We start from the raw sequence: 18,590 nt of genomic DNA, 5'->3' as shown, positions 1-18,590 counted from the left end.
GACCCGCGGCGGCGGGACGTCACCGGGGACGTCACCGGGGACGTCATCGCGCCGTCATGACGGGCCGCCGTCCGGCTTCCGCCCGCCCGAAGGCCATTCCGGCATCAGCGGCGGCCCGTTCTCCTCCACGCCGCGGACCAGCCGGCGCAGCAGGCCGTCGAGCAGTCCGAGCTCCGCGGGGCCGAGCGTGCCGAGCAGGGCCCGCTCCGAACGGTCCCCCTCCTCCATCCGCTCCTCCCACACCGCGCGCCCCTCTGCGGTCAGCGCGACAAGCAGGCGGCGGCGGTCGCCGGAGTCGTGCGCACGGGTGATGTAGCCGGCCTGCTCCATCCGGTCGAGCCGGTTGGTCATCGTGGCCGGATGGGTGTCCAGCCACTCGGCCAGCAGTGACGGCGCCACCCGGTAGGGCGGCCCGGCCGCGACCAGATGGTGGAGCACCTCGAACTCCCAGGGCTTGAGCCCGGAGGAGGCCAACCAGCCCTCCTTGTTGCGCCTGAGCAGCCGCACGAGCATCTGCATGCGCGTCACGATCCCCTCGATCTGCGGATCGAGGTCGGACAGCTCGCGCGACCAGTGCGCGATGTGCCGATCGACAGAGTCCGGCCCCGGGGCGCCGAGCCGATCGGCGGAGTCCTGCGCTGACATGCCCACAGGGTAGCGGCCATCGTTATACGGATGCATATATTTTGATTTCGTAGTAACTTCCAGCCATGACCCCCTTACGAGATCCGCGCTTCCGCCTGCTCTGGAGCGGTCAGGCCCTCTCCCACATCGGCGACGCCGTCACCCCCGTCGCCCTCGCCCTGGCGATCGTCACCGCGACCGGCTCGGCCACCGACCTCGGCCTGGTCCTGGCCGCCCAGTCGACGGCGACGGTGGCGCTGATGCTGCCCGGCGGCGTCTGGGCCGACCGGCTCCCCCGCCAGCGCGTGATGCTGGTCGCCGACCTGGTCCGGGGGCTCGCCCACGCCGTGATGGGCGTCGGGCTGATCACCGGCACGGTCGGCACCCTCCACCTGGCGGCGCTCGCCGCGCTCTCCGGCGCCGCGTCGGCGTTCTTCCTGCCCGCCACGACCGGCCTGCTGCCCGCCACCGTGGCCCCCGAGCACCTGCCCCGGGCCAACGCGCTCATGGCGATCGCCAACCGAGGCTCCACGCTGCTCGGCCCCGGGATCGCCACCGCCCTCGCACTGACCGCCGGGCCCGGCTGGGCGCTGGTCCTCGACGCCGCGACGTTCGCGGTCAGCGCCGTGCTGCTGAGCCGCCTCCGGCTCGCGCCGGTCCCGCCCGTGCCGCATGAGCGCTTCGGCAGGCAGCTCGCCGAAGGCTGGGCCGAGCTGCGCCGCCACCGGTGGTACTGGACGAACCTCGTCGGCCACTCCCTGTGGAACCTGGGCCGCTGCGTCCTGATCACGATCGGCCCGCTGATCGCCGTCACCGGCCTCGGCGGCGAGCTGGCCTGGGGGACGATCGTGCAGGGCGGCACGGTCGGCGCCCTCTGCGGGGCGCTGCTGGCGCTGCGGGCACGACCGCGCCGGCCCCTCCTGGCGGCCAACCTCGCCCTCGCGCTCGGCGCGCTGCCCTTCGTCACACTCGCCGCCGGGGCGCCCGCCCTCGCGGTCGCGGCGGCCTACGGGCTGATGACCGGCGGTCTGGCGTTCATGGCGCCGTTCTGGGAGACGGCCGTGCAGGAGCACATCCCGGCCGAGGCGATCTCCCGGGTGTCCGCCTATGACTGGATGCTCTCCCTGGGATTGATGCCGCTCGGCATGGCCCTGGCCGGACCGCTGTCCTCGGCGGCGGGGACGGCCCCCACCCTGTACGGCGCGGCGGCCCTGATCGCGCTCTCCTGCCTGGGCGTCCTCGCCCTGCCCGACGTCCGCCGGCTCGGCCGGGCACCCGCCGGAGCCCCGCCGTCCGGTCAGGCCCCGGCCGACACCAGTTTGGGCACCGCGCCGAGCAGCTCCCGGGTGTAGTCGTGCTTGGGGATGAAGAACACCTCGTCCACATGCCCCTCCTCCACGACCCGGCCCGCGCGCATGACCAGCACCCGGTCGCTGATGTGGTGGACCACCCCGAGGTCGTGGGAGATGAAGATCAGCGCGGTCCCGTCGGCCGCCTGGATCTCCGCGAGCAGGTCGAGCACCTGCGCCTGGACCGACACGTCCAGCGCCGACACCGGCTCGTCGCAGACGAGCACGTCGGGCCGGGGGGCCAGGGCCCTGGCGATGGCCACCCGCTGGCGCTGCCCGCCGGACAGCCGCCGGGGGTGCCGTCCGGCGATGTCGGCCGGCAGGCCCACGCGCTCCAGCAGCTCGGCCACCCGGGCCCTGCGGTCCGTGCCAGACCCGTCGAGAGGCTCGGCGACCAGGCGGCCGACGGTGTAGCGGGGGTCGAAGGAGCCCAGCGGGTTCTGCGAGATCACCTGGATGCCGGAGCGGCGGGCGCGGCGCCTGCGCTCGGGGACCGCCGACCACGGGTCGCCGTTCAGCCGGACCTCGCCGGAGGTGGGCGCCATCAGGCCCAGGACGAGCCGGGCGACGGTCGTCTTGCCCGAGCCCGACTCCCCCACGATGCCGACGGTCTCACCGGGATGGACCTCGAAGGAGACCTCGTCCACCACCCGGCGGGAGCCGTACGCGGCCGACAGGCCCGAGACCTCCACCACCGGCGAGCTGTGATCCACGGTCCGCTCGGGCAGCGGGGTGCGCAGCGCCACGCCTCCGGCGGCGACGGCGGCCAGGCGGGTGCCGCGCGAGGCCGCCGAGGGGACGGCGGCCAGCAGCAGCTCCGTGTAGTCGTGGTCGGGCTCGGACAGCACCCGGGCGGTCGGCCCCTCCTCGACGACCACGCCGTCCTTCATGACCAGCACCCGGTCGGCGATGGAGGAGACCACGGCCAGGTCATGACTGATCATGAGCAGCGCGGTGCCCGTGGCCTTGCGGGCGGCGAGCAGGCGCAGGATCTGGGCCTGCACGGTGACGTCGAGCGCGGTCGTCGGCTCGTCGGCGATGATCAACGGCGGATCGGCGGCGATGGCCGAGGCGATGAGGGCCCGCTGGCGCAGCCCGCCGGAGAGCTGGTGGGCGTACTGGCGGGCACGCAGCTCCGGCTCCGGCACCCCGACGGCGTCGAGCAGCTCGATCGCCTTCGCCGTACGGCCCGCGCGCGGCACCACGTCATGGGTGGCGAGCACCTCGGCGATCTCGTCGCCGACCGTGCGGAGCGGGTCGAGCGAGACGAGCGCGTCCTGTAGCACCAGCCCGGCGAACCGGCCGCGCAGCCGCCGCCAGTCCCGCGCCCCGAACCGGAGCGCGTCCCTGCCGTTCACGGTGAACTTCCCGGCCGTCACCTTCCCGCCGGGACCGGTCAGCCCCACCAGGGTCCTGGCCGTGACACTCTTGCCCGAGCCCGACTCCCCGACGATCGCCACGCACTCGCCCGCCGCGATCGACAGGCTCACCCCGCGCACGGCCTCCACCCCGGAGGAGGGGAAGCCGACCCTCAGGTCCTCCACCTCGATGAGGCTCATCGGTCTCTCCCTTCGAAACGGCGCTGGAGGCCGCGCCCGACCAGGGTCAGGCTGATGACGGTCAGCGTGACGGCGAGGCCGGGGAAGAGCGCCGTCCACCAGGCGACGCGCAGGTAGTTACGGGCCTCCGACAGCATCGAGCCCCATTCGGGACTCGGCGGCTGCGGTCCCATGCCGAGGAAGCTGAGACCCGAGGTGGCGATGATGGCGGTGCCCATGCCGATCGTGGCGAGCACCGGGAGCGGGCCCAGGACGTTGGGCAGCACGTGACGCAGGACCAGGACCGGCCGGGGCAGGCCGAAGGTGACCGCCTGCTCGACGTAGCCGGACCGGCGGACGACGAAGGTCTGGGCCCGGATCACACGGGCGTAGTTGGGGACCTGGGCCAGGCCGATCGCGAGGACGACGTTGCCGGTCCCGGGGCCGGTGACCGCGATGACCAGCAGGGCGAGCAGCAGCTCGGGGAAGGTGGCCAGCACGTCGAACAGGCGGCTGAGCAGCTCGTCGAGGTATCGGGGGGACAGCCCGGCCAGCATGCCCAGGACGGTGCCGGTCCCGGCGGCGAACAGGATCGCGGCCGCGCCGATGCCCAGCGAGTGCCCGGCGCCGTGGACGACCCGGGCCAGCACGTCCCGGCCGAGGTGGTCGGTACCGAACCAGTGCCCGGCGTCCGGCCCGGCGAGGGCGTGCAGCGGGTCGGCGGTCAGCGGGTCCACCCCGCTCAGCAGGTCCGGGACCAGGGCGGCGACCGCGACGGCGGCCAGGAACAGCAGCGGGACGACCAGCCGGGGGCGCAGGCCGTACCGGCGCCCGGTCCGGGCGGGAGCGACGGCCGTGACCGGCGGCGCCTGGGTGACCGTCGTCATCGGCCCCTCCCCGGGCGGAGAACAGTTTTGATCGTCGGCTCCTCCAGTGAGGGGGCGACCCTCACCACCGGCACCTCCTCGGCGGCGACCCTCGCCGCCGGCGCCTCCGGGCGGGGAACGGTCCTGATCATCGGCTCCTCCTCAGGCGGGGGTCGATCGCCAGGTAGGCGAGGTCGACGACCGTGCTGACCGTCACGTAGACCAGGGCCGACAGCAGCACGATCGCCATCACCACGGGCATGTCCTTGCCGGTCACCGCCGAGACGGTGACCTGGCCGAGGCCGGGGCGGCCGAACACGGCCTCGACGACGATCGCGCCGCCGAGCAGGACGCCGGTGAACCATCCGGTGAGGGTGACGGCCGGGAGCAGGGCGTGCCGCAGGGCGTGGCGGGTGACGAGGCGCCACTCGGTGATGCCGCGCGAGCGCGCGGTCACCGCGAACGGCTCCTCCAGCGCCCGTTCGAGACCTTCGCGCAGCACCTGGCCGAGCACTCCGGCGATCTGCAGTCCCAGCGCTGCGGCCGGCAGCACGAGCGCGGCGGAGCCCTGGTCGCCGGAGACCGGGAACCAGCCGAGGCTGAAGGAGAAGACGGCCAGCAGCAGGATCCCGATCAGGAACGGCGGCACCGAGACCGCCACCAGCTCCGACAGCCCGGCCAGGTCGTTGGTCCAGGACCTGCGGCCCGCGGTGACCAGCGCGAGAACCAGGGCCAGCGCCACCCCGAAGACCGCCGCGGCGAGGGCGAGCCTCACGGTCGGCCCGATCTGCGAGGACAGGACGTCGCCGACGCCGCGCTGCAGGATGTAGGAGTGGCCAAGGTCGCCCTGGAGCAGCCGGATCAGATAGTCGCCGTACTGCTGCAGGGCCGAGCGGTCCAGCCCCCATTCGGCGATGATCTGCGCCCTCCGCTCGGGGGTGTCGAGACCGTCGCCGATGAGGACGTCCACGGTGTCGCCCGGGGCGAGCAGCAGCGCGACGTAGGCCGCGGTGGCGGCGGCCCAGAGCACGGCCACGCCGGATCCGAGCCGCCGGGCCACCGGGCCCAGCCACCCGGCGGCGGCCAGCCCCCGCCGCCGGGTGAGTGTGAGGGTGCTCATGTCCCTGTCCGGATGTCATAAGCACTGTTGGGGGTGCCGGAGACCGGCTCGAAGGTGAGCCCGGTTACGGAGGCGCTGTAGGCGATCTGGTCGGCCGGCACGTAGAGCGGCAGGAGCAGGGCCTCGTCGGCGACGAGCTTCTGCACCTTGGCGTAGAGCTCCTTGCGCTCGGCGGCGTCGGAGCTGGCCGACGCCTCGGCGAGCAGCCTGTCCAGGCCGGCGTCCGCGAAGTGGGTCCGGTTGATCGCGGCGCCCTTGGGGAGGATCAGGTTGAGCGCGGCCCCGGCGTCGGTGTCGCCGCGGGAGTTCTCGAAGACGTCATATTGGTTGTCGTCGTAGGCCTTCTGCGCGGTGCCCTGGTCGACCAGCTTGACCTGGAAGTCGATGCCGGCGCTCTGCTTGACCGCCGCCTGGATCGCCTGGGCGAGGATGTCGCGGCGGTCGCGGACGAACGGGGCGGAGTTGACGGCCCGCACGGTCAGCCGCCTGCCGTCCTTGACCCGGTAACCCTCGGTGTCGCGCTTGTCCCAGCCCGCCTCGTCGAGCAGCCTGGCCGCCCGCTGCGGGTCGTTGCCGAAGGTGTTCTCCAGTGAGGCGTCGTAGAACTGCGGGCTGCCCTGGCCGATGATGCTCCAGGCCCGTTCCGCCGTGCCCTGGTAGACCGAGTTGAGGACGGCGTCGACGTCGACGGCGTCCCGGAAGGCCTCGCGCACCCGTTTGTCGTCGAAGGGCGGGTGCGACTGGTTGAAGTAGTAGGAGAACGCGCTGCCGGAGTTGAGGCTGGTCTCCAGCTTCAACCGGGGGTCGCCCTTGATCAGGGCGATCTCCGTGGCGGGCACGCCCTCGATCACCTGGACCTGGCCCGAGGTGAGCGCGCCGACCCGGACGGCGGCCTCGGGCAGGAAGCGGTAGGTCACCTCCGCCAGGTGCGCCGGCCCCTGGTGGGCCGAGCCGGCGGGCGGCCAGCCGTAGTCGGGGTTGCGCTTGTAGTGGACCTCCTGTCCCGGGGTGAACCGGTCGAGGACGAACGGCCCGGTGCCGACGACGTCGACCCCGCCGGCCTTGAGGTCCTTGGCGTTCCTCAGCGACTTCGGGGAGATCTGGCCGGCGTACGGCGAGGACAGGAAGTCCAGGAACAGCCCGTCCGGCGCCTTCAGTGTGATCTTCAGGGTGTGCGGGCCGGCCACCTCGGCCCTGCCGAAGTTACGGAGCTGGACGGCGGCGACCGCCGGGTTGTAGCCCGGTGTCAGGAACTGGTCGAAGTTGGCCTTCACCGACGCGGCGTCGAACTTCTCCCCGTCGTGGAAGGTGACGTCGTCGCGGAGGTGGAGGGTGTAGGTCAGGCCGTCCTTGGAGACCTCCCAGGACTTGGCCAGCCACGGCAGGAACTCGCCGTCCTTGCCCCGGGCGACCAGCGAGTCGAACTGGTTGTGCACCAGCAGGCGGGCCTTGTTCTGGCCCCACTGCTGGGGGTTGAACGTGATGGGCTGCGTCTCCACCGCCCACACCAGCGACCCGCCGCCCCCGCCGCCGGCCGCGGCTGTCGGGGCCTCCGTCTCGGCCCCGCACGCCGCGAGCGCCAGCACCGCGGTCAGCGTCAGGGCGCCCCATCGGACTTTCACGTTCTTCTCTCCTTACAGCTCAGGCGACAGGCAGCTCGGGCGACAGACAGCTCAGGCGACGTGTCTGATCTGGGTGGTGACGGCCTCGGACAGCACGATCCGGGCGAGGGCGTCGGCGTGCCGGAAGAGCGGGGCGTTGAGGCCGGGCCGGGCGAACCCGCCGGTGGCCCTGCCGCCCACGACCCAGGGGCCGAAGGCGAACCTGCGGGGGTGGGGGGTGTCGGAGCGGTCGAGCAGGCGGCGGTCGGCGGGCCGTACCTTCAGCAGCCCGGAGTCCTCGTCGATCTCGCCCCGGTCGCGGAGCGCGGAGATCAGCGGGTCGGTGGCCCGGCTCACGCTGGGCGCGGGCAGCCGGGCCTCGATCAGGGTCCGGGCCGCCACCGTGCCGGGGACGGTGGGGCTGTGCGCCTGCCACCGCCGGTCACGGTGCTCCACCTTCAGGTCCGCGCCGAGGAAGGTGACCACGCCGGCCCTGGCCAGCGCCCGCAGCTCCTCCAGCCGGGGGCCGGGCGGACCGCTGGCGACGTAGCTGAAGAAGCCGTGGAACCAGGGGTCGGAGACGCCCAGCTCGGCCAGGACGCCGTAGACGGACAGCAGCCCGAGGATCATGGCGTGGTCGGCGCTGTGCGCGGGGTCGGAGCGCCGCTCCAGGTCCGCTCCCAGGTAGCCGTGCATCCACCTGCGCAGCCCCGCCGGGTCGCCGAACCGCATCCGCTCCAGCGGCCGGTCCAGCCGGTCGAAGTCCAGCCGGTCCAGGTGCCGGGGTACGGCCCTGCGGATCAGCGCGCGCATCCCGGGACTGCGCCACTCCTCGGCCGCGTACGCCTCCTCGAACTCCGCCCAGCCCGTCCGGGCCCGCTCCGGGTGGGCGGTGATCAGCTCGTGGTAGTAGGCGTGGCCCAGCTCCTTGGCGGCCAGCGGCCACACGTCCCTGCGGAAGTTCCACGGCCCCTCGCCGAGCGCCTGCGCGGTGAGGAAGCGCGGCACCGGCGGGCGGGCGCCGCGGAAGGGGTATCCGGTCTTCGAGTGGTACGGCACGCCGCGGCGCGAGCCCACCTGGAGCAGCGGCTCCCGCCCGCTGGGCAGGTAGACGAGCTCCCCGTCGTACTCGCGGACGAACCGGCCGCCCCGGCCCGAGGTGAGCAGCACCATCAGGTCGACGAAGGCCAGCCCCATGCCCCGGACGATCACCGGCTCGCCCCCGGGCACCCGGTCCAGGTCGAGGTCGGCGGCGTAGCCGGTGGGCAGGTAGTGCAGCCCGCTGCCCGCGGCCGTCTCCGCCAGTGCCCGCTCCTGCCTGGTCGGGATCACGTCGCCGTGCCCCTGCGCCAGGATCACCGCGTCCACCTCGATCGTCCGGTCGCCCTCCAGCGTCACGACCTGCCCGCCGGGGACGTCGGTGAGGTCCAGCGCGCGGGCCGCGTGGACGTGCACCCGGACGCCGCGTGGAGCGGTGTCGACCGCCTGCTGGAAGACGTGGGACAGGTAGGCGTTCTGGACCGGCCGGGAGGCGAACCTGCCGGGGTCGCCGCCGAGCCACTGGGCCAGCGAGGGGCCGGGGCGGATCGGGCCCCGGCACTGGACCGACGCGTCGGTGAACAGCGTCACGTCGGCGGCGGTGGAGTTCATCCAGAGCAGCTCGGGCTGCTCCCTGCGCCAGACCCGTCCGCCGCCCGGGGGGTAGGGGTCGATCACGTGGACGTCCAGCGACGGCCAGTCGAGCAGGTCGGCCGCGTTGGCGCAGATCCGCTCCACCAGGCAGGTCCCGGTCGGCCCGGCGCCGACGACGGCGACGGAGGCGCTCATGCGATCTCCTCGCCCGGCCGCACGGGGGTCGCGGCGCTCGCGGGGCTCATACGGCGGCTCTGCGGTGCGGCTCGTCCCAGTCGGCGTGGAGCGGCTCGACCGGGATCCGCCAGGGGTCGGTCTCCGTGGCGGCCGGGGAGGTGATCGCGGAGAAGTCGGTGCTGTCGCGGAAGGCGGGGTGCCGGTAGAGGTCCCGGGCGTAGGCCCACAGATTCGGGAAGGCGGTCAGCGGGCGCTCGCTGATCCTGGCGGAGGGGTTGTCGGCGAGGTCGAAGCGGAGCAACGTCGGCCAGAGCCGCACGTCCGCCTCGGTGATCCCGGAGCCGAACAGGAACCTGCGGTCGGCGAGCCGGGCGTCGAGCTCCTCCAGGAAGGAGATCACGGCCTGCCGTGCCTGGCCGTACTCCGTCTCGCCGGCGGCCGAGGCGACGCGGCCCGCCGCGGTGTTGGCGTACTCGTAGATCCTGACGTTGAGCGCGTCGATGTCCGGCCGGAGCTCCTCGGGGTAGAGGTCGATCTCCGGGTCGCCGCCGAACCGGGTGCCCAGGTCGATCGTGATGTCGGGGAAGTCGTTGCTGACGATCCGCCCGCCCGCCCTGTCCCACAGCACCGGCACCGAGACGTGGCCGTCGAAGCCCGGCTCGGTCGCCTCGTACGCCTCGCGGAGCGTGGTGAAGCCGTTCACCGGGTCGGCCCCGCGCCGCTCGCGGAAGGCCCAGCCGCGCCCGTCACGCTCGTCGTCCACGTAGGACAGCGAGATCACGTCCTGCAGTCCCTTGAGCGAGCGCACGATCACCGCGCGCTGCGCGTAGGGACAGACCGCCGCGACGTAGAGGTGGTAGCGGCCCGGCTCGGCGGGGAACTCGCCGGCGCCGTCGGCGGTGATCCGCCCCTGGAAGGGGTAGCGGGGGCCGGGCCGGTCGCCCGGCCGGTAGCGGCCGTAGGCGTCGAGGTCGACGGGGCCGGCGTAGTTGAGTGTGATCTCGGACATGTACTGCTCCCAGGCATGCCTCGGTGACCCGTTGAGGGGTCCGCGCTTGCGGCACGCCGACCGTGCCGCCAGGTCTCCCCCGGGGGCACCCCGCCGCGGGTGCGAGGGTTGCCGGTCAGTGAGCCGGGGCTCTGCACTGACACTCTTAACCTAGTTAGAAGGTAGGAAATACATAGATCTCTGTCAACCCTTATGGTCGGGGGATGACACGCGAGATCGTGAATGTGGTCTACCGCAAATACGACGGCTCACTGCACTGGCACCACCCCGCGCTGCTCCTCGGCGAGGACGAGCACGGCGTCTGGACCGGCTGCGTCGCCGGCTCCACCGGCAGCAGGGGCGACGAGCCTCCGGTGACCTGGACCGACGCGTTCGTGATGCTCTTCCCCCGCGACGCCTGGTGGACGGCCACCTTCAACGCCGAGCCGAACAGGGTCGAGATCTACTGCGACATCTCGACCGTCCCCGAGTGGCGCGACGGCGAGGTGACCATGGTCGACCTCGACCTCGACGTCCTGCGCATGCGCGACGGCCGGATCATCCTGGACGACGAGGACGAGTTCGAGGAGCACCAGGTCCGCTACGCCTATCCCCCCGAGGTCATCGAGAACGCCCGCGCCACGGCCGCCCGGCTGATGGAGGCCGTCACCACCGGCGCCGCCCCCTTCAGGACCGCCCCCCACTGGCTGTCCCACGTGACCTGACCGCCCCGCGCCACCGCCGCGGGCGAGGCCCGGCGGCGGGCGGGCTCACAGGGGCGGGAACCTGGGGGCGCGGCGCTCGACGAAGCTGGCCACGCCCTCGGCGAAGTCGGGGCGGCCGAACGACTCGGCCATCAGGCGCACGGCGGCCGACTCCGACGCCTCCAGGGTCCGGCCCCAGTCGCCCCAGACCTGGCGCTTGATCACGGCCATCGACGCCGGCGAGCTGTGCGTCGCCAGCTCGCGGGCGTAGGCCAGGGTCTCCTCCAGCAGGTTCTCCCCGGGCACCGACCGGCCGGCCAGGCCCAGCCGGTACGCCTCCGCCCCGGTGAACGTGCGGCCCGACAGCAGCAGGTCCATGGCCCGGGCCTGGCCGATGAGCCTGGGCAGGATCCACGACAGGCCGTACTCGGCGATCAGGCCGCGGCGGGCGAAGGCGGTCGTCCACTTGGCCTCGGCGGCGGTGAAGACCAGGTCGCAGACCAGGGCGTGGACCATGCCGAGCCCGGCGCAGGCGCCGTTGACGGCCGCGATGACCGGCTTGCCGATGGTGGCCGGGAAGGTGGTGGGCCGCCTGTCCGGCTCCCCTTCGTAGGAGCCGTCCTGGATGGCGTTGAGGGTCTGGAAGTCCGCGCCGGCGCAGAAGCCCCTCCCCGCCCCGGTCACGACGATCACCCGGACCTCCGGGTCCTTCTCGGCCTCGGCGAGCTGGTCGAAGTATCGCCGCCCCATCGTGTCGGTCCAGGCGTTGAGCCGCTCGGGCCGGTTGAACGTCAGCGTCAGCACGCCCTGCTCGACCGACGACAGCACCAGGTCCATCATTCCGCGCCCTCCTTACCCGGCCACCATACCGAATCATGTTCTACAGCTTCTCCGCAACGCCCCCGCCCCGCCGTCCCGCCCTCCGTCACCATCCCGGCACGGGCCAGCGGCCCGTCACCACCCCGGTACGGGCCAGCGACCGAGCCCCCGCTCCACGGAATCGGGGTGGTGGACGTAGCTCGGCGACAGCTCCGCCTCGTCGTAGTAGCGGTGGAAGACCGGCGTGGCCGAGCCCGAGATGGGCGGGACGATCCAGCTCCAGTCGGCCGGGCAGACCCGGCCGGCCTTCTCCTCGCGCGCCAGGTGGGTCAGGAAGCGCCGCGACTCGGTGTGGTGGTCGGCCATCGTCACCCCGGCCTGGTCGAAGGAGTGCAGGACCGCCACGTTCAGCTCCACCAGGGCGTGGTCGCGCCAGAGCGAGCGGTCGGTGGAGGTGTCCAGGCCCAGGAGCTGGGCCATGATCGGCATCAGGTCGTAGCGGTCGATGTCGGCAAGGTTGCGCGCGCCGATCTCGCTGCCCATGTACCAGCCGTTGAACGGCGCCGCCCGGTAGTGGATCCCGCCGATCTCCAGGCACATGTTGGAGATCGCCGGTACGGCGTGCCAGCGCAGCCCGAGCTTCTCGAACCAGCGGTAGGACGGATGGGTGAGCTCCACCTCCAGCACGGCGTCGGCGGGCACGCCGAACATCAGCGGCGAGCCGCCGCCCGCCGAGACGACCAGCGGCAGCACGTCGAAATGCGTGCCGGGGCCGCCGGGCCAGCCGAGTTTGCGCACCATCGTGGTGAAGTCCACATACCGGGGGTCGCCGACGACGGACCCGTCGTCCATCGCGTATCCGGCGTAGCGGATGAGCTGCTCGTTCCAGATCCTCGGGCCCGGCCTGCCCGGCCGGTCGGGGGCGAACACCGTGATCGTCGGCCGGACCTTGCGGTTGGGCGCGGCCTCCCTCAGGTGGTTGACGCACTCCACGGCCACCTCCTCGGCCGTGTTCACCCAGCGCCGGTCACGCACCTGCAGCGAGTGCCAGTACAGCCGGCCGATGCACCTGGAGCTGTTGCGCCAGGCCACCCGGGCGCCGAAGGCGAGCTCCTCCGGGGTGTGCGTGTAGCTCCCCGTCCGGTAGATCTCGATCTGGACTTCGCGCATGCGGGCCTCCACCGGCCCCGCCTCGGGGTTCTCGGCGTGGAACAACCTCAGGAAGTCCGCGGCCGCCGCGATATCGATCTCTTGCACGACCGGGACAGGCTCCTTCGCCCTCAAGAACTTGGCCGCCGCGCGCCGGACACCGCCCATCAGATCCGGTGCACGACGCCGAGACCTCCGCCAGATCAGCACAGAACAACCACCCATGCGTGCTCACGGGCACGGACGGCCGTTCCGGGCGGCGCGGTGCCCTGTGTGCAGCGGCCCTGCCCCACTGCGATCGCTGTGTTCCGCGGCAACCGCGCCGTCCTCGCTGACTGGCGAGCATAGCGATACATGACGCGGTATCTGACATCTTCTACGGCCAGGGAGGATTTGTCTCCCGAATCGGGCCACAGCACGCCGAAGGCCCCCGGAGCTGGGCTCCGGGGGCCTTCTGTGTGTTGCTCCCGCGATAGGACTCGAACCTATAACCTGCCGGTTAACAGCCGGCTGCTCTGCCGATTGAGCTACACGGGATCGCGCTTTGCGCCGCTCTGACCGGGAAGTTTTCCCCGCTCCTTGCGGCGCAGGAATAGATTAGCGCACTCTGAGCGTGTGTGTCGCATCGCTACACCGGGGTAGGTCGGAAACGACCCGCGATCCGCGGGTAGGGTCCGGCGGAGCATGGCTGTGGAGGTGGAGATGCGTTACCGGATGATGTTCGGGGTGGGTCTTGCTGTGGGCTACATCCTGGGGAGCCGCGCCGGGCGGGAGCGTTACGAGCAGATCAAGCGGATGGCCCTGCGGGTGTCCGACAGTCCGAGGGTTCAGGAGACCGCCGGCCTGGTCGGCGCCCGGGTCTCGAAGGTCACCGGCGCCGCCAAGACGAAGGTGACCCATGCGGCCAAGAACCGGCTGCCGTTCCTGCACTCGGACAACGGCTGGCAGGCCGACAAACACGACGAGACGGGCACCGGCTGGCCGGAGGATGACAGGGCCACCTCTCCACACCCATGACGGACACCCCTGACGGACGGAAGGCCCCCGCGGGGGCCTTCCGCGCGTCCGGGCCGAGACCGCCGGCCCGGACTCGGGCTCGGGCTCCTGCCCGCGTCCGGACGCCCGTCCGGACCCGGGTCTCCGCGCGGGCTCAGATCTCTGCCCGGACCAAGGTCTCTGTCCGGGCTCGGGCCTACGCCCGCGCTCAGACGCCGAAACTGCGGCGCGTCTCCTCGAGCGCCTGCTCGGCCAGGGCCCGCAGGCCGGGGTCGGTGGGGTCCATGCCGGGGTCGAAGACGAACTCCCAGATCATCTGGTCGTCCCCAGTCCTCCTGGCCACCAGCCGGACTCCCCCGCGCGCGTCCAGCGGGGCGTACTGGTTCACCACGATGGAGGCGGTCACCCGCTCCCGCACGGCCTCGGGGATCCGTCCCGGCTCGGGCAGCAGCGCGCGGTGCGACCCTCCCGCCGTGGTGACGACCGTCAGCCCCTCCTCGTCCCACACGCCGCGGTCCACCTGGAACCACGGCAGCCTGACCCCGCCCAGATAGAGCGCCTTGTCGGTGGCGATCACGTAGCCGTCCGGCCCCTCGGCGTAGGTGAGCACCCGGTCGGTCGGCGCGACGGCCGCGCGGACCTCGGCGGGCATGCGGTTGAAGAGCTTCATGCGTCCACGTTATCCGCGAGCAGATCGAGGGTGAGCGCGGCCGACCAGGAGAAGTCCCGGCTGCCCCGGCCGCTGCCGTCGAAGGGGTCGAAGCACTCGCGGAAGCCCGCCTGCCGTACCAGGCGCAGGGTGCCCGCGCCGAGCAGTCCCGCCGGCCCCGTCAGGCCGTGTACGGCCAGCGCGCGCCGGAGCAGCCAGTTGGTGTTCACCCAGGAGGGCCCCCGCCAGTAGCAGGACCGGTCGAACTGCGGCGCGCGGATCTCGCAGCTCGGCACCGGGTATCCCGCGGCGCCCATGAACCGGGGCGACTCCAGCACGCCCACCAGCTTCTCCACCCGGTCGGCGGACAGGCCGGGATCGAGCATCGGCCCGAAACCGCCGACCGTGCAGACGGGGCTGAGCCGCCCGCTGCGCAGATCCCGGGCGCGGAAGACCCCGTCGGCCCAGAGCCGCTCCAGCACCCCCGCACGGATCCGCTCGGCCGCCTCCCGGTGCGGCCCGGGGTCGGCGCCCGCCAGCGGGGCCAGCTCGGCGAGCACCTGGCAGGAGGCCAGCCAGATCCCGTTGAACATCGGGTCCTCCACCGCGAACGGATGTTCGTCACGCAGATAGGCGCCGTCGTAGCCGGAGTCGCGGTAACGCAGGGCCAGCCAGATGTAGCGGTCCTGGTGGCTGTCGGGGAGCTCCTCGCCCCGGTAGGCGTAGCGGACCGCGGGCAGCGCTCCCAGCGGGGCGTCCCATACGGGGCTGTCGTCCATCCCCGACTCCCACGGGTGCACGATCGCGGCCAGCCCTCCCCCGCCCAGGTCCCTGGTCGTGGCGAGATAGTCGTGCTGGGCCACCAGCATCGGATACAGCCGGCGGACGAGGGCGGCGGCCTCGGCGCGGTCCGCCGCGTGCCGCCACACCCACCACAGGGCCAGGGCCTGCAGCGGCGGCTGGGTCAGCCCGGAGGTGATCCCCTTGTTGGGGGAGGCCGGATGGTCCTGCGAGCGCCAGACGGAGGGGCCGGGGAAGTAGGCGTCGGAGTGGGACGGGTGGAAGACGATGTGCGGCACCATGCCGGTGCTCCACTGCCCGGCCAGCAGGCTGAGCAGCTCGGTCCCCGCCCGCCGGGTGTCCCAGCGGGCCAGGCCGATCGCGACGAAGGTGGAGTCCCAGTTCCACTGGTGGGGGTAGAGCCCGGGTGCGGGCACGGTGGCGGACCCCGTCCAGTTCGCGTCGAGCACGGACCACGCCTCGCGCCCGAGAGCGGCGTCGTCTACGGCCGGCCGCGCCTCCATCCGCTTAGTCTGCGCCTGTATCCGCCAGGAAAACAGGGGTTAAACCCAATAGTCGTCGCAATACCCTCCAAGACGGGTCGAAGGCCGCTATGACCGGCGGTCGGGATCACGCAGATGGGCATAGATCTCCTCAGCGCTGATCTCCTCGACCTCCGGGACGCCCAGGTCGGTGAGGATGTCCAGGGCACGCCGCCACAGCTCGCGGGCCTCCTCGTGCCGGCCCAGGTCACGGTGGGCGCGGGCCAGGCCGTGCAGGGCGCGCACCTGGCCCGCCGGGTGGCCGAGGTCGTGGGCGATGTCGAGAGCGGTCCGGTGGTAGGTGAAGGCCCGGTCGGGGCGGCCGGTGGCCTGGTGGACACGGCCGAGGCCGTACAGGCCCTCGAACTGGGCGTTGCGGTCGCCGATCCGGCGGGCGATCCGCAGGGCGCGGCGGTAGCAGTCGGTGGCCGGCCGGTGCTCGCCCCGCATGAGGTGGGTGATGCCGAGGCCGGTCAGCGCGCGCAGCTCGCCGTCGCGGCTGCCGGTGACGTCGGCGATCTTCAGTGCCTGCTCGAAGTGGTCGGCGGCCCGCCCGAACCAGCCCTGCGCCCGGTGCACGTGCCCCAGACCACACAGCGCGCCCAGCTCCCCGTCCCGGTTGCCGGTCACCCGGGCGATCTCCAACGCCCGCTCGAAGCAGTCGGCGGCCCGCCCGAACCAGCCCTGCGCCCGGTGCACGTGCCCCAGACCACACAGCGCGCCCAGCTCCCCGTCCCGGTTGCCGGTCACCCGGGCGATCTCCAACGCCCGCTCGAAGTAGTCGGCGGCCCGCCCGAACCGCCCCTGGGCGAGATGCACGTCGCCCAGGCCGCACAGGGCGGCGAGCTCCCGGTCGCGGTCGGCGAGGACGCGGGCGGCGTGCAGGGCGTTGCCGTGCAGGGTGCGGGCGTGGGTGTAGTGCGCACGGGTGTGCAGGTGGCGGTGGAGGGACGCCCACAGGTGCAGGGCGTGGGCGGGCCAGCCGTGCCGGGCCGCGTACGCGGCGGTGGCGAGCAGGTTGGTCAGCTCGGCGTCCAGCCACTCCGACGCGCGCGCCCGGTCCCCGGGGGCCCCGGAGCGGGCGTCCTGTCCCCGGGCCCGGACGGGGTGGTCGGTCTCGTAGGTGTGCGCCGTGTCCACGGCGGCCGAAGCGGTGCGGATGTAGTGGTCGAACAGGCGCATCAGCGCGGTGCGCCGGTCGGCGTCGGCGTCCTCGTCGGCCAGGGTGGCGGTGGCGTGCGTGCGCACCAGGTCGTGGAAGCGGTAGCGGCCCGGGACCGGTTCCTGCAGCAGGTGGGCGTCGACCAGGTCGTCGAGGAGATGGCCGGCGTGCTGGGGGGTGGTGCCCGCCAGGGCCGCGGCCGCGTGCCGCTCGATGTCGGGCCCCGGGTGCAGGCCGAGCAGCCGGTACATGCCCTGCCTGCCGGGGCTGAGGTGGTGGTAGGACAGGTCCATGGTCGCCGTGATGCTGAGCTGGCCGACTTCGAGCTCGCTGAGCCGGTGCTGGTGGTCGCGGAGCCGGCCGGCCAGGTCCGCCGGGGTCCAGCCGGGCCTGACGCGCAGCCGGGCGGCGGCGATGCGGATCGCCAGCGGCAGCCGGCCGCACAGCTCGACGATCTCGGTGAGCAGCCCGGGCGGCTGGCCGGCCAGGCGCTGCTCACCGGCGGTGCGGGTGAACAGGGTCAGCGCGTCGCCGGGCGGGAGGACCTCCAGGGAGAGCGTCCGGACGTCGTCGAGGCCGGCCAGGCGCCTGCGGCTGGTGATCAGCGTCAGGCAGCCGGGAGTGCCGGGCAGCAGGGGCCGCACCTGGGCCTCGCCGAGCGCGTTGTCCAGCAGGATGAGCACGCGCCGGCCGGCCAGCCGGGTCCGGTAGAGGGCGGCCCGGGAGTCGAGGTCGTGCGAGATCTGCTCACCGGGCACGCCCAGGGAGCGCAGCATCTGGTCCAGCGCGTCGGCCGGGTCGACCGGCGCCACCCCCTGGGTGAAGCCGTGCAGGTCGACGAAGAGCTGCCCGTCGGTGAAGCGGTCGGCCAGGAGGTGCGCGGCGTGCACCGCGAGCGTGGTCTTGCCGACCCCGGCCATGCCGCGGATGGCGCCGATCACCGGCACCCCGGGGCCGGACGCCGGGGCCCCCGCACCCGGCGCGGGCGCGTCGGGGCGGTCCGCCGGATGGGCGAGCGCCAGCAGGTGGGCCAGTTCCGCGGCCCGGCCGGTGAAGCTGGCGATGTCCCGGGGGAGCTGCCTGGGCACCGCCGGCGCTCCGGCCGGGCCACCGGAGGCGACCCCGGAGGCGACCCCGGACGCGGCTCCGGACAGACCACCGGACGGACCGGAGGCGGCCCCGGACGGACCGCCGGACACGACACCGGACGGACCGCCGGGCGAGGCACCGGACGGGGCTCCGGGTGGGCCGGCGGGGGCGTCCGCGGGCGGGGCCAGGCCGGCGTGACCGGCCAGGATCTGGCGGTGCAGCCGCTGCACCGGCGGGCTCGGCTCCACGCCGAGCTCGTGGACGAGCTGCCGGCGCAGCTCCCGGTAGGCGCGCAGCGCGTCGGCCTGACGGCCCGAACGGTACAGGGCGAGCATCCACTGGGCCTGTAATCGCTCCCGCAGCGGCTCCTCGGCGACCAGCGCCCCCAGCTCGGCGAGCAGGTCGCCGTGGTGGCCGAGGGCGAGCTGGGAGTCGATCCAGGTCTCCTGCGCGGCGAGCCTGCGCTCCTCCAGCCGGACCAGCTCGGTGCCCAGCGCCTGGTCCAGTGCCGGGTCCAGCGCGACGTCCTCGAACGGCCGGCCGCGCCAGAGCCCGAGCGCCCGCCGCAACCGCTCGGCCGCCAGTCCCGGCCGCCCGTCGGTCAGCGCCTGGCGTCCCTGCGCCGCGAGCTCCTCGAAGGTCAGCAGGTCGAGGTCGGCCGGGGAGAGCCGCATCTGGTAGCCGCCCGGCACGGTGCACAGCAGCGGGGGCTCGGTCCGGTCGGCCGGCCCGAGGGCCTGCCGGAGCGCGGACACGTAGGTGCGCAGGCGAGCTGCTTGCCGTCGACCACGCACTCCGGCACCTG

The 18,590-nt window shown here is 73.3% G+C and carries 15 protein-coding genes, 1 tRNA gene and 1 riboswitch; of the genes, 3 read left to right on the top strand and 13 right to left on the bottom strand.

Annotation, left to right across the window (positions count from 1 at the left end):
• Positions 1–54 precede the first annotated feature (54 nt).
• A complete protein-coding gene (locus ACWDS7_RS09945) occupies positions 55–645 on the bottom strand; it encodes a MarR family winged helix-turn-helix transcriptional regulator (protein ID WP_451928934.1) in 591 nt (196 codons plus the stop codon).
• 65 nt (positions 646–710) lie between these two features.
• On the opposite strand from ACWDS7_RS09945, the gene ACWDS7_RS09940 reads away from it, so the two are divergent.
• Entirely contained in the window at positions 711–1,976 is a 1,266-nt protein-coding gene (locus ACWDS7_RS09940) for an MFS transporter (RefSeq protein ID WP_451928933.1), read from the top strand.
• On the opposite strand, the gene ACWDS7_RS09935 is transcribed toward ACWDS7_RS09940, so the two are convergent.
• From ACWDS7_RS09935 to ACWDS7_RS09910, 6 genes are all read right to left on the bottom strand, one after another.
• Complete coding sequence (locus ACWDS7_RS09935) at positions 1,922–3,532, bottom strand: dipeptide ABC transporter ATP-binding protein (protein ID WP_451928932.1); 1,611 nt, start codon at positions 3,530–3,532, stop codon at positions 1,922–1,924. The genes ACWDS7_RS09940 and ACWDS7_RS09935 overlap by 55 nt on opposite strands.
• A complete protein-coding gene (locus tag ACWDS7_RS09930; RefSeq protein ID WP_451928931.1) occupies positions 3,529–4,398 on the bottom strand; it encodes an ABC transporter permease in 870 nt (289 codons plus the stop codon). The genes ACWDS7_RS09935 and ACWDS7_RS09930 overlap by 4 nt, the downstream gene beginning before the upstream one ends.
• 127 nt (positions 4,399–4,525) lie before the next feature.
• Positions 4,526–5,497, bottom strand: a complete 972-nt coding sequence (locus tag ACWDS7_RS09925; protein WP_451928930.1) for an ABC transporter permease — start codon at positions 5,495–5,497, stop codon at positions 4,526–4,528.
• Positions 5,494–7,119 (bottom strand): ABC transporter substrate-binding protein, encoded by a 1,626-nt coding sequence (locus ACWDS7_RS09920; protein ID WP_451928929.1) that lies wholly within the window; start codon positions 7,117–7,119, stop codon positions 5,494–5,496. Before ACWDS7_RS09920 ends, ACWDS7_RS09925 begins: the two co-directional genes overlap by 4 nt.
• A 51-nt stretch (positions 7,120–7,170) precedes the next feature.
• Positions 7,171–8,925: an FAD/NAD(P)-binding protein gene (locus ACWDS7_RS09915; protein WP_451928928.1), complete on the bottom strand. Its 1,755-nt coding sequence runs from the start codon at positions 8,923–8,925 to the stop codon at positions 7,171–7,173.
• A gap of 46 nt (positions 8,926–8,971) precedes the next feature.
• Complete coding sequence (locus ACWDS7_RS09910; RefSeq protein WP_451928927.1) at positions 8,972–9,916, bottom strand: glutathione S-transferase C-terminal domain-containing protein; 945 nt, start codon at positions 9,914–9,916, stop codon at positions 8,972–8,974.
• 37 nt (positions 9,917–9,953) lie between these two features.
• A riboswitch (SAM riboswitch) is annotated at positions 9,954–10,067 on the bottom strand.
• A 52-nt stretch (positions 10,068–10,119) separates the two neighbouring features.
• Between ACWDS7_RS09910 and ACWDS7_RS09905 the strand changes: the two genes are divergently transcribed.
• Positions 10,120–10,620 carry a DUF402 domain-containing protein gene (locus ACWDS7_RS09905; protein WP_451928926.1) on the top strand — a complete coding sequence of 167 codons (501 nt, stop codon included), beginning with the start codon at positions 10,120–10,122 and terminating at the stop codon, positions 10,618–10,620.
• Between the two features lie 45 nt (positions 10,621–10,665).
• On the opposite strand, the gene ACWDS7_RS09900 is transcribed toward ACWDS7_RS09905, so the two are convergent.
• The 3 genes from ACWDS7_RS09900 to ACWDS7_RS09890 all read right to left on the bottom strand — a co-directional run bounded on the left by ACWDS7_RS09900 (position 10,666) and on the right by ACWDS7_RS09890 (position 13,104).
• Positions 10,666–11,439 (bottom strand): enoyl-CoA hydratase-related protein, encoded by a 774-nt coding sequence (locus tag ACWDS7_RS09900; RefSeq protein WP_451928925.1) that lies wholly within the window; start codon positions 11,437–11,439, stop codon positions 10,666–10,668.
• Between the two features lie 114 nt (positions 11,440–11,553).
• Positions 11,554–12,675: a nitric oxide synthase oxygenase gene (locus ACWDS7_RS09895; protein WP_451928924.1), complete on the bottom strand. Its 1,122-nt coding sequence runs from the start codon at positions 12,673–12,675 to the stop codon at positions 11,554–11,556.
• Between the two features lie 356 nt (positions 12,676–13,031).
• Positions 13,032–13,104, bottom strand: a tRNA-Asn gene (locus ACWDS7_RS09890).
• Positions 13,105–13,269: 165 nt separating this feature from the next.
• Between ACWDS7_RS09890 and ACWDS7_RS09885 the strand changes: the two genes are divergently transcribed.
• Positions 13,270–13,584 carry a YtxH domain-containing protein gene (locus ACWDS7_RS09885; protein ID WP_306858553.1) on the top strand — a complete coding sequence of 105 codons (315 nt, stop codon included), beginning with the start codon at positions 13,270–13,272 and terminating at the stop codon, positions 13,582–13,584.
• Positions 13,585–13,771: 187 nt separating this feature from the next.
• Here the strand turns inward: ACWDS7_RS09885 and ACWDS7_RS09880 are convergent, their stop codons facing one another.
• The 3 genes from ACWDS7_RS09880 to ACWDS7_RS09870 all read right to left on the bottom strand — a co-directional run bounded on the left by ACWDS7_RS09880 (position 13,772) and on the right by ACWDS7_RS09870 (position 18,579).
• Entirely contained in the window at positions 13,772–14,233 is a 462-nt protein-coding gene (locus ACWDS7_RS09880; protein WP_306857233.1) for a hypothetical protein, read from the bottom strand.
• Complete coding sequence (locus tag ACWDS7_RS09875) at positions 14,230–15,516, bottom strand: MGH1-like glycoside hydrolase domain-containing protein (RefSeq protein WP_451928923.1); 1,287 nt, start codon at positions 15,514–15,516, stop codon at positions 14,230–14,232. Before ACWDS7_RS09875 ends, ACWDS7_RS09880 begins: the two co-directional genes overlap by 4 nt.
• Positions 15,517–15,603: 87 nt before the next feature.
• Complete coding sequence (locus tag ACWDS7_RS09870) at positions 15,604–18,579, bottom strand: AfsR/SARP family transcriptional regulator (RefSeq protein ID WP_451928922.1); 2,976 nt, start codon at positions 18,577–18,579, stop codon at positions 15,604–15,606.
• Positions 18,580–18,590: the final 11 nt, after the last annotated feature.

Source organism: Streptosporangium sp. NPDC003464 (genome assembly GCF_053588315.1).
Note: the sequence above shows the minus strand (reverse complement) of the source record. Positions and strands in the feature narration are given on the sequence as shown.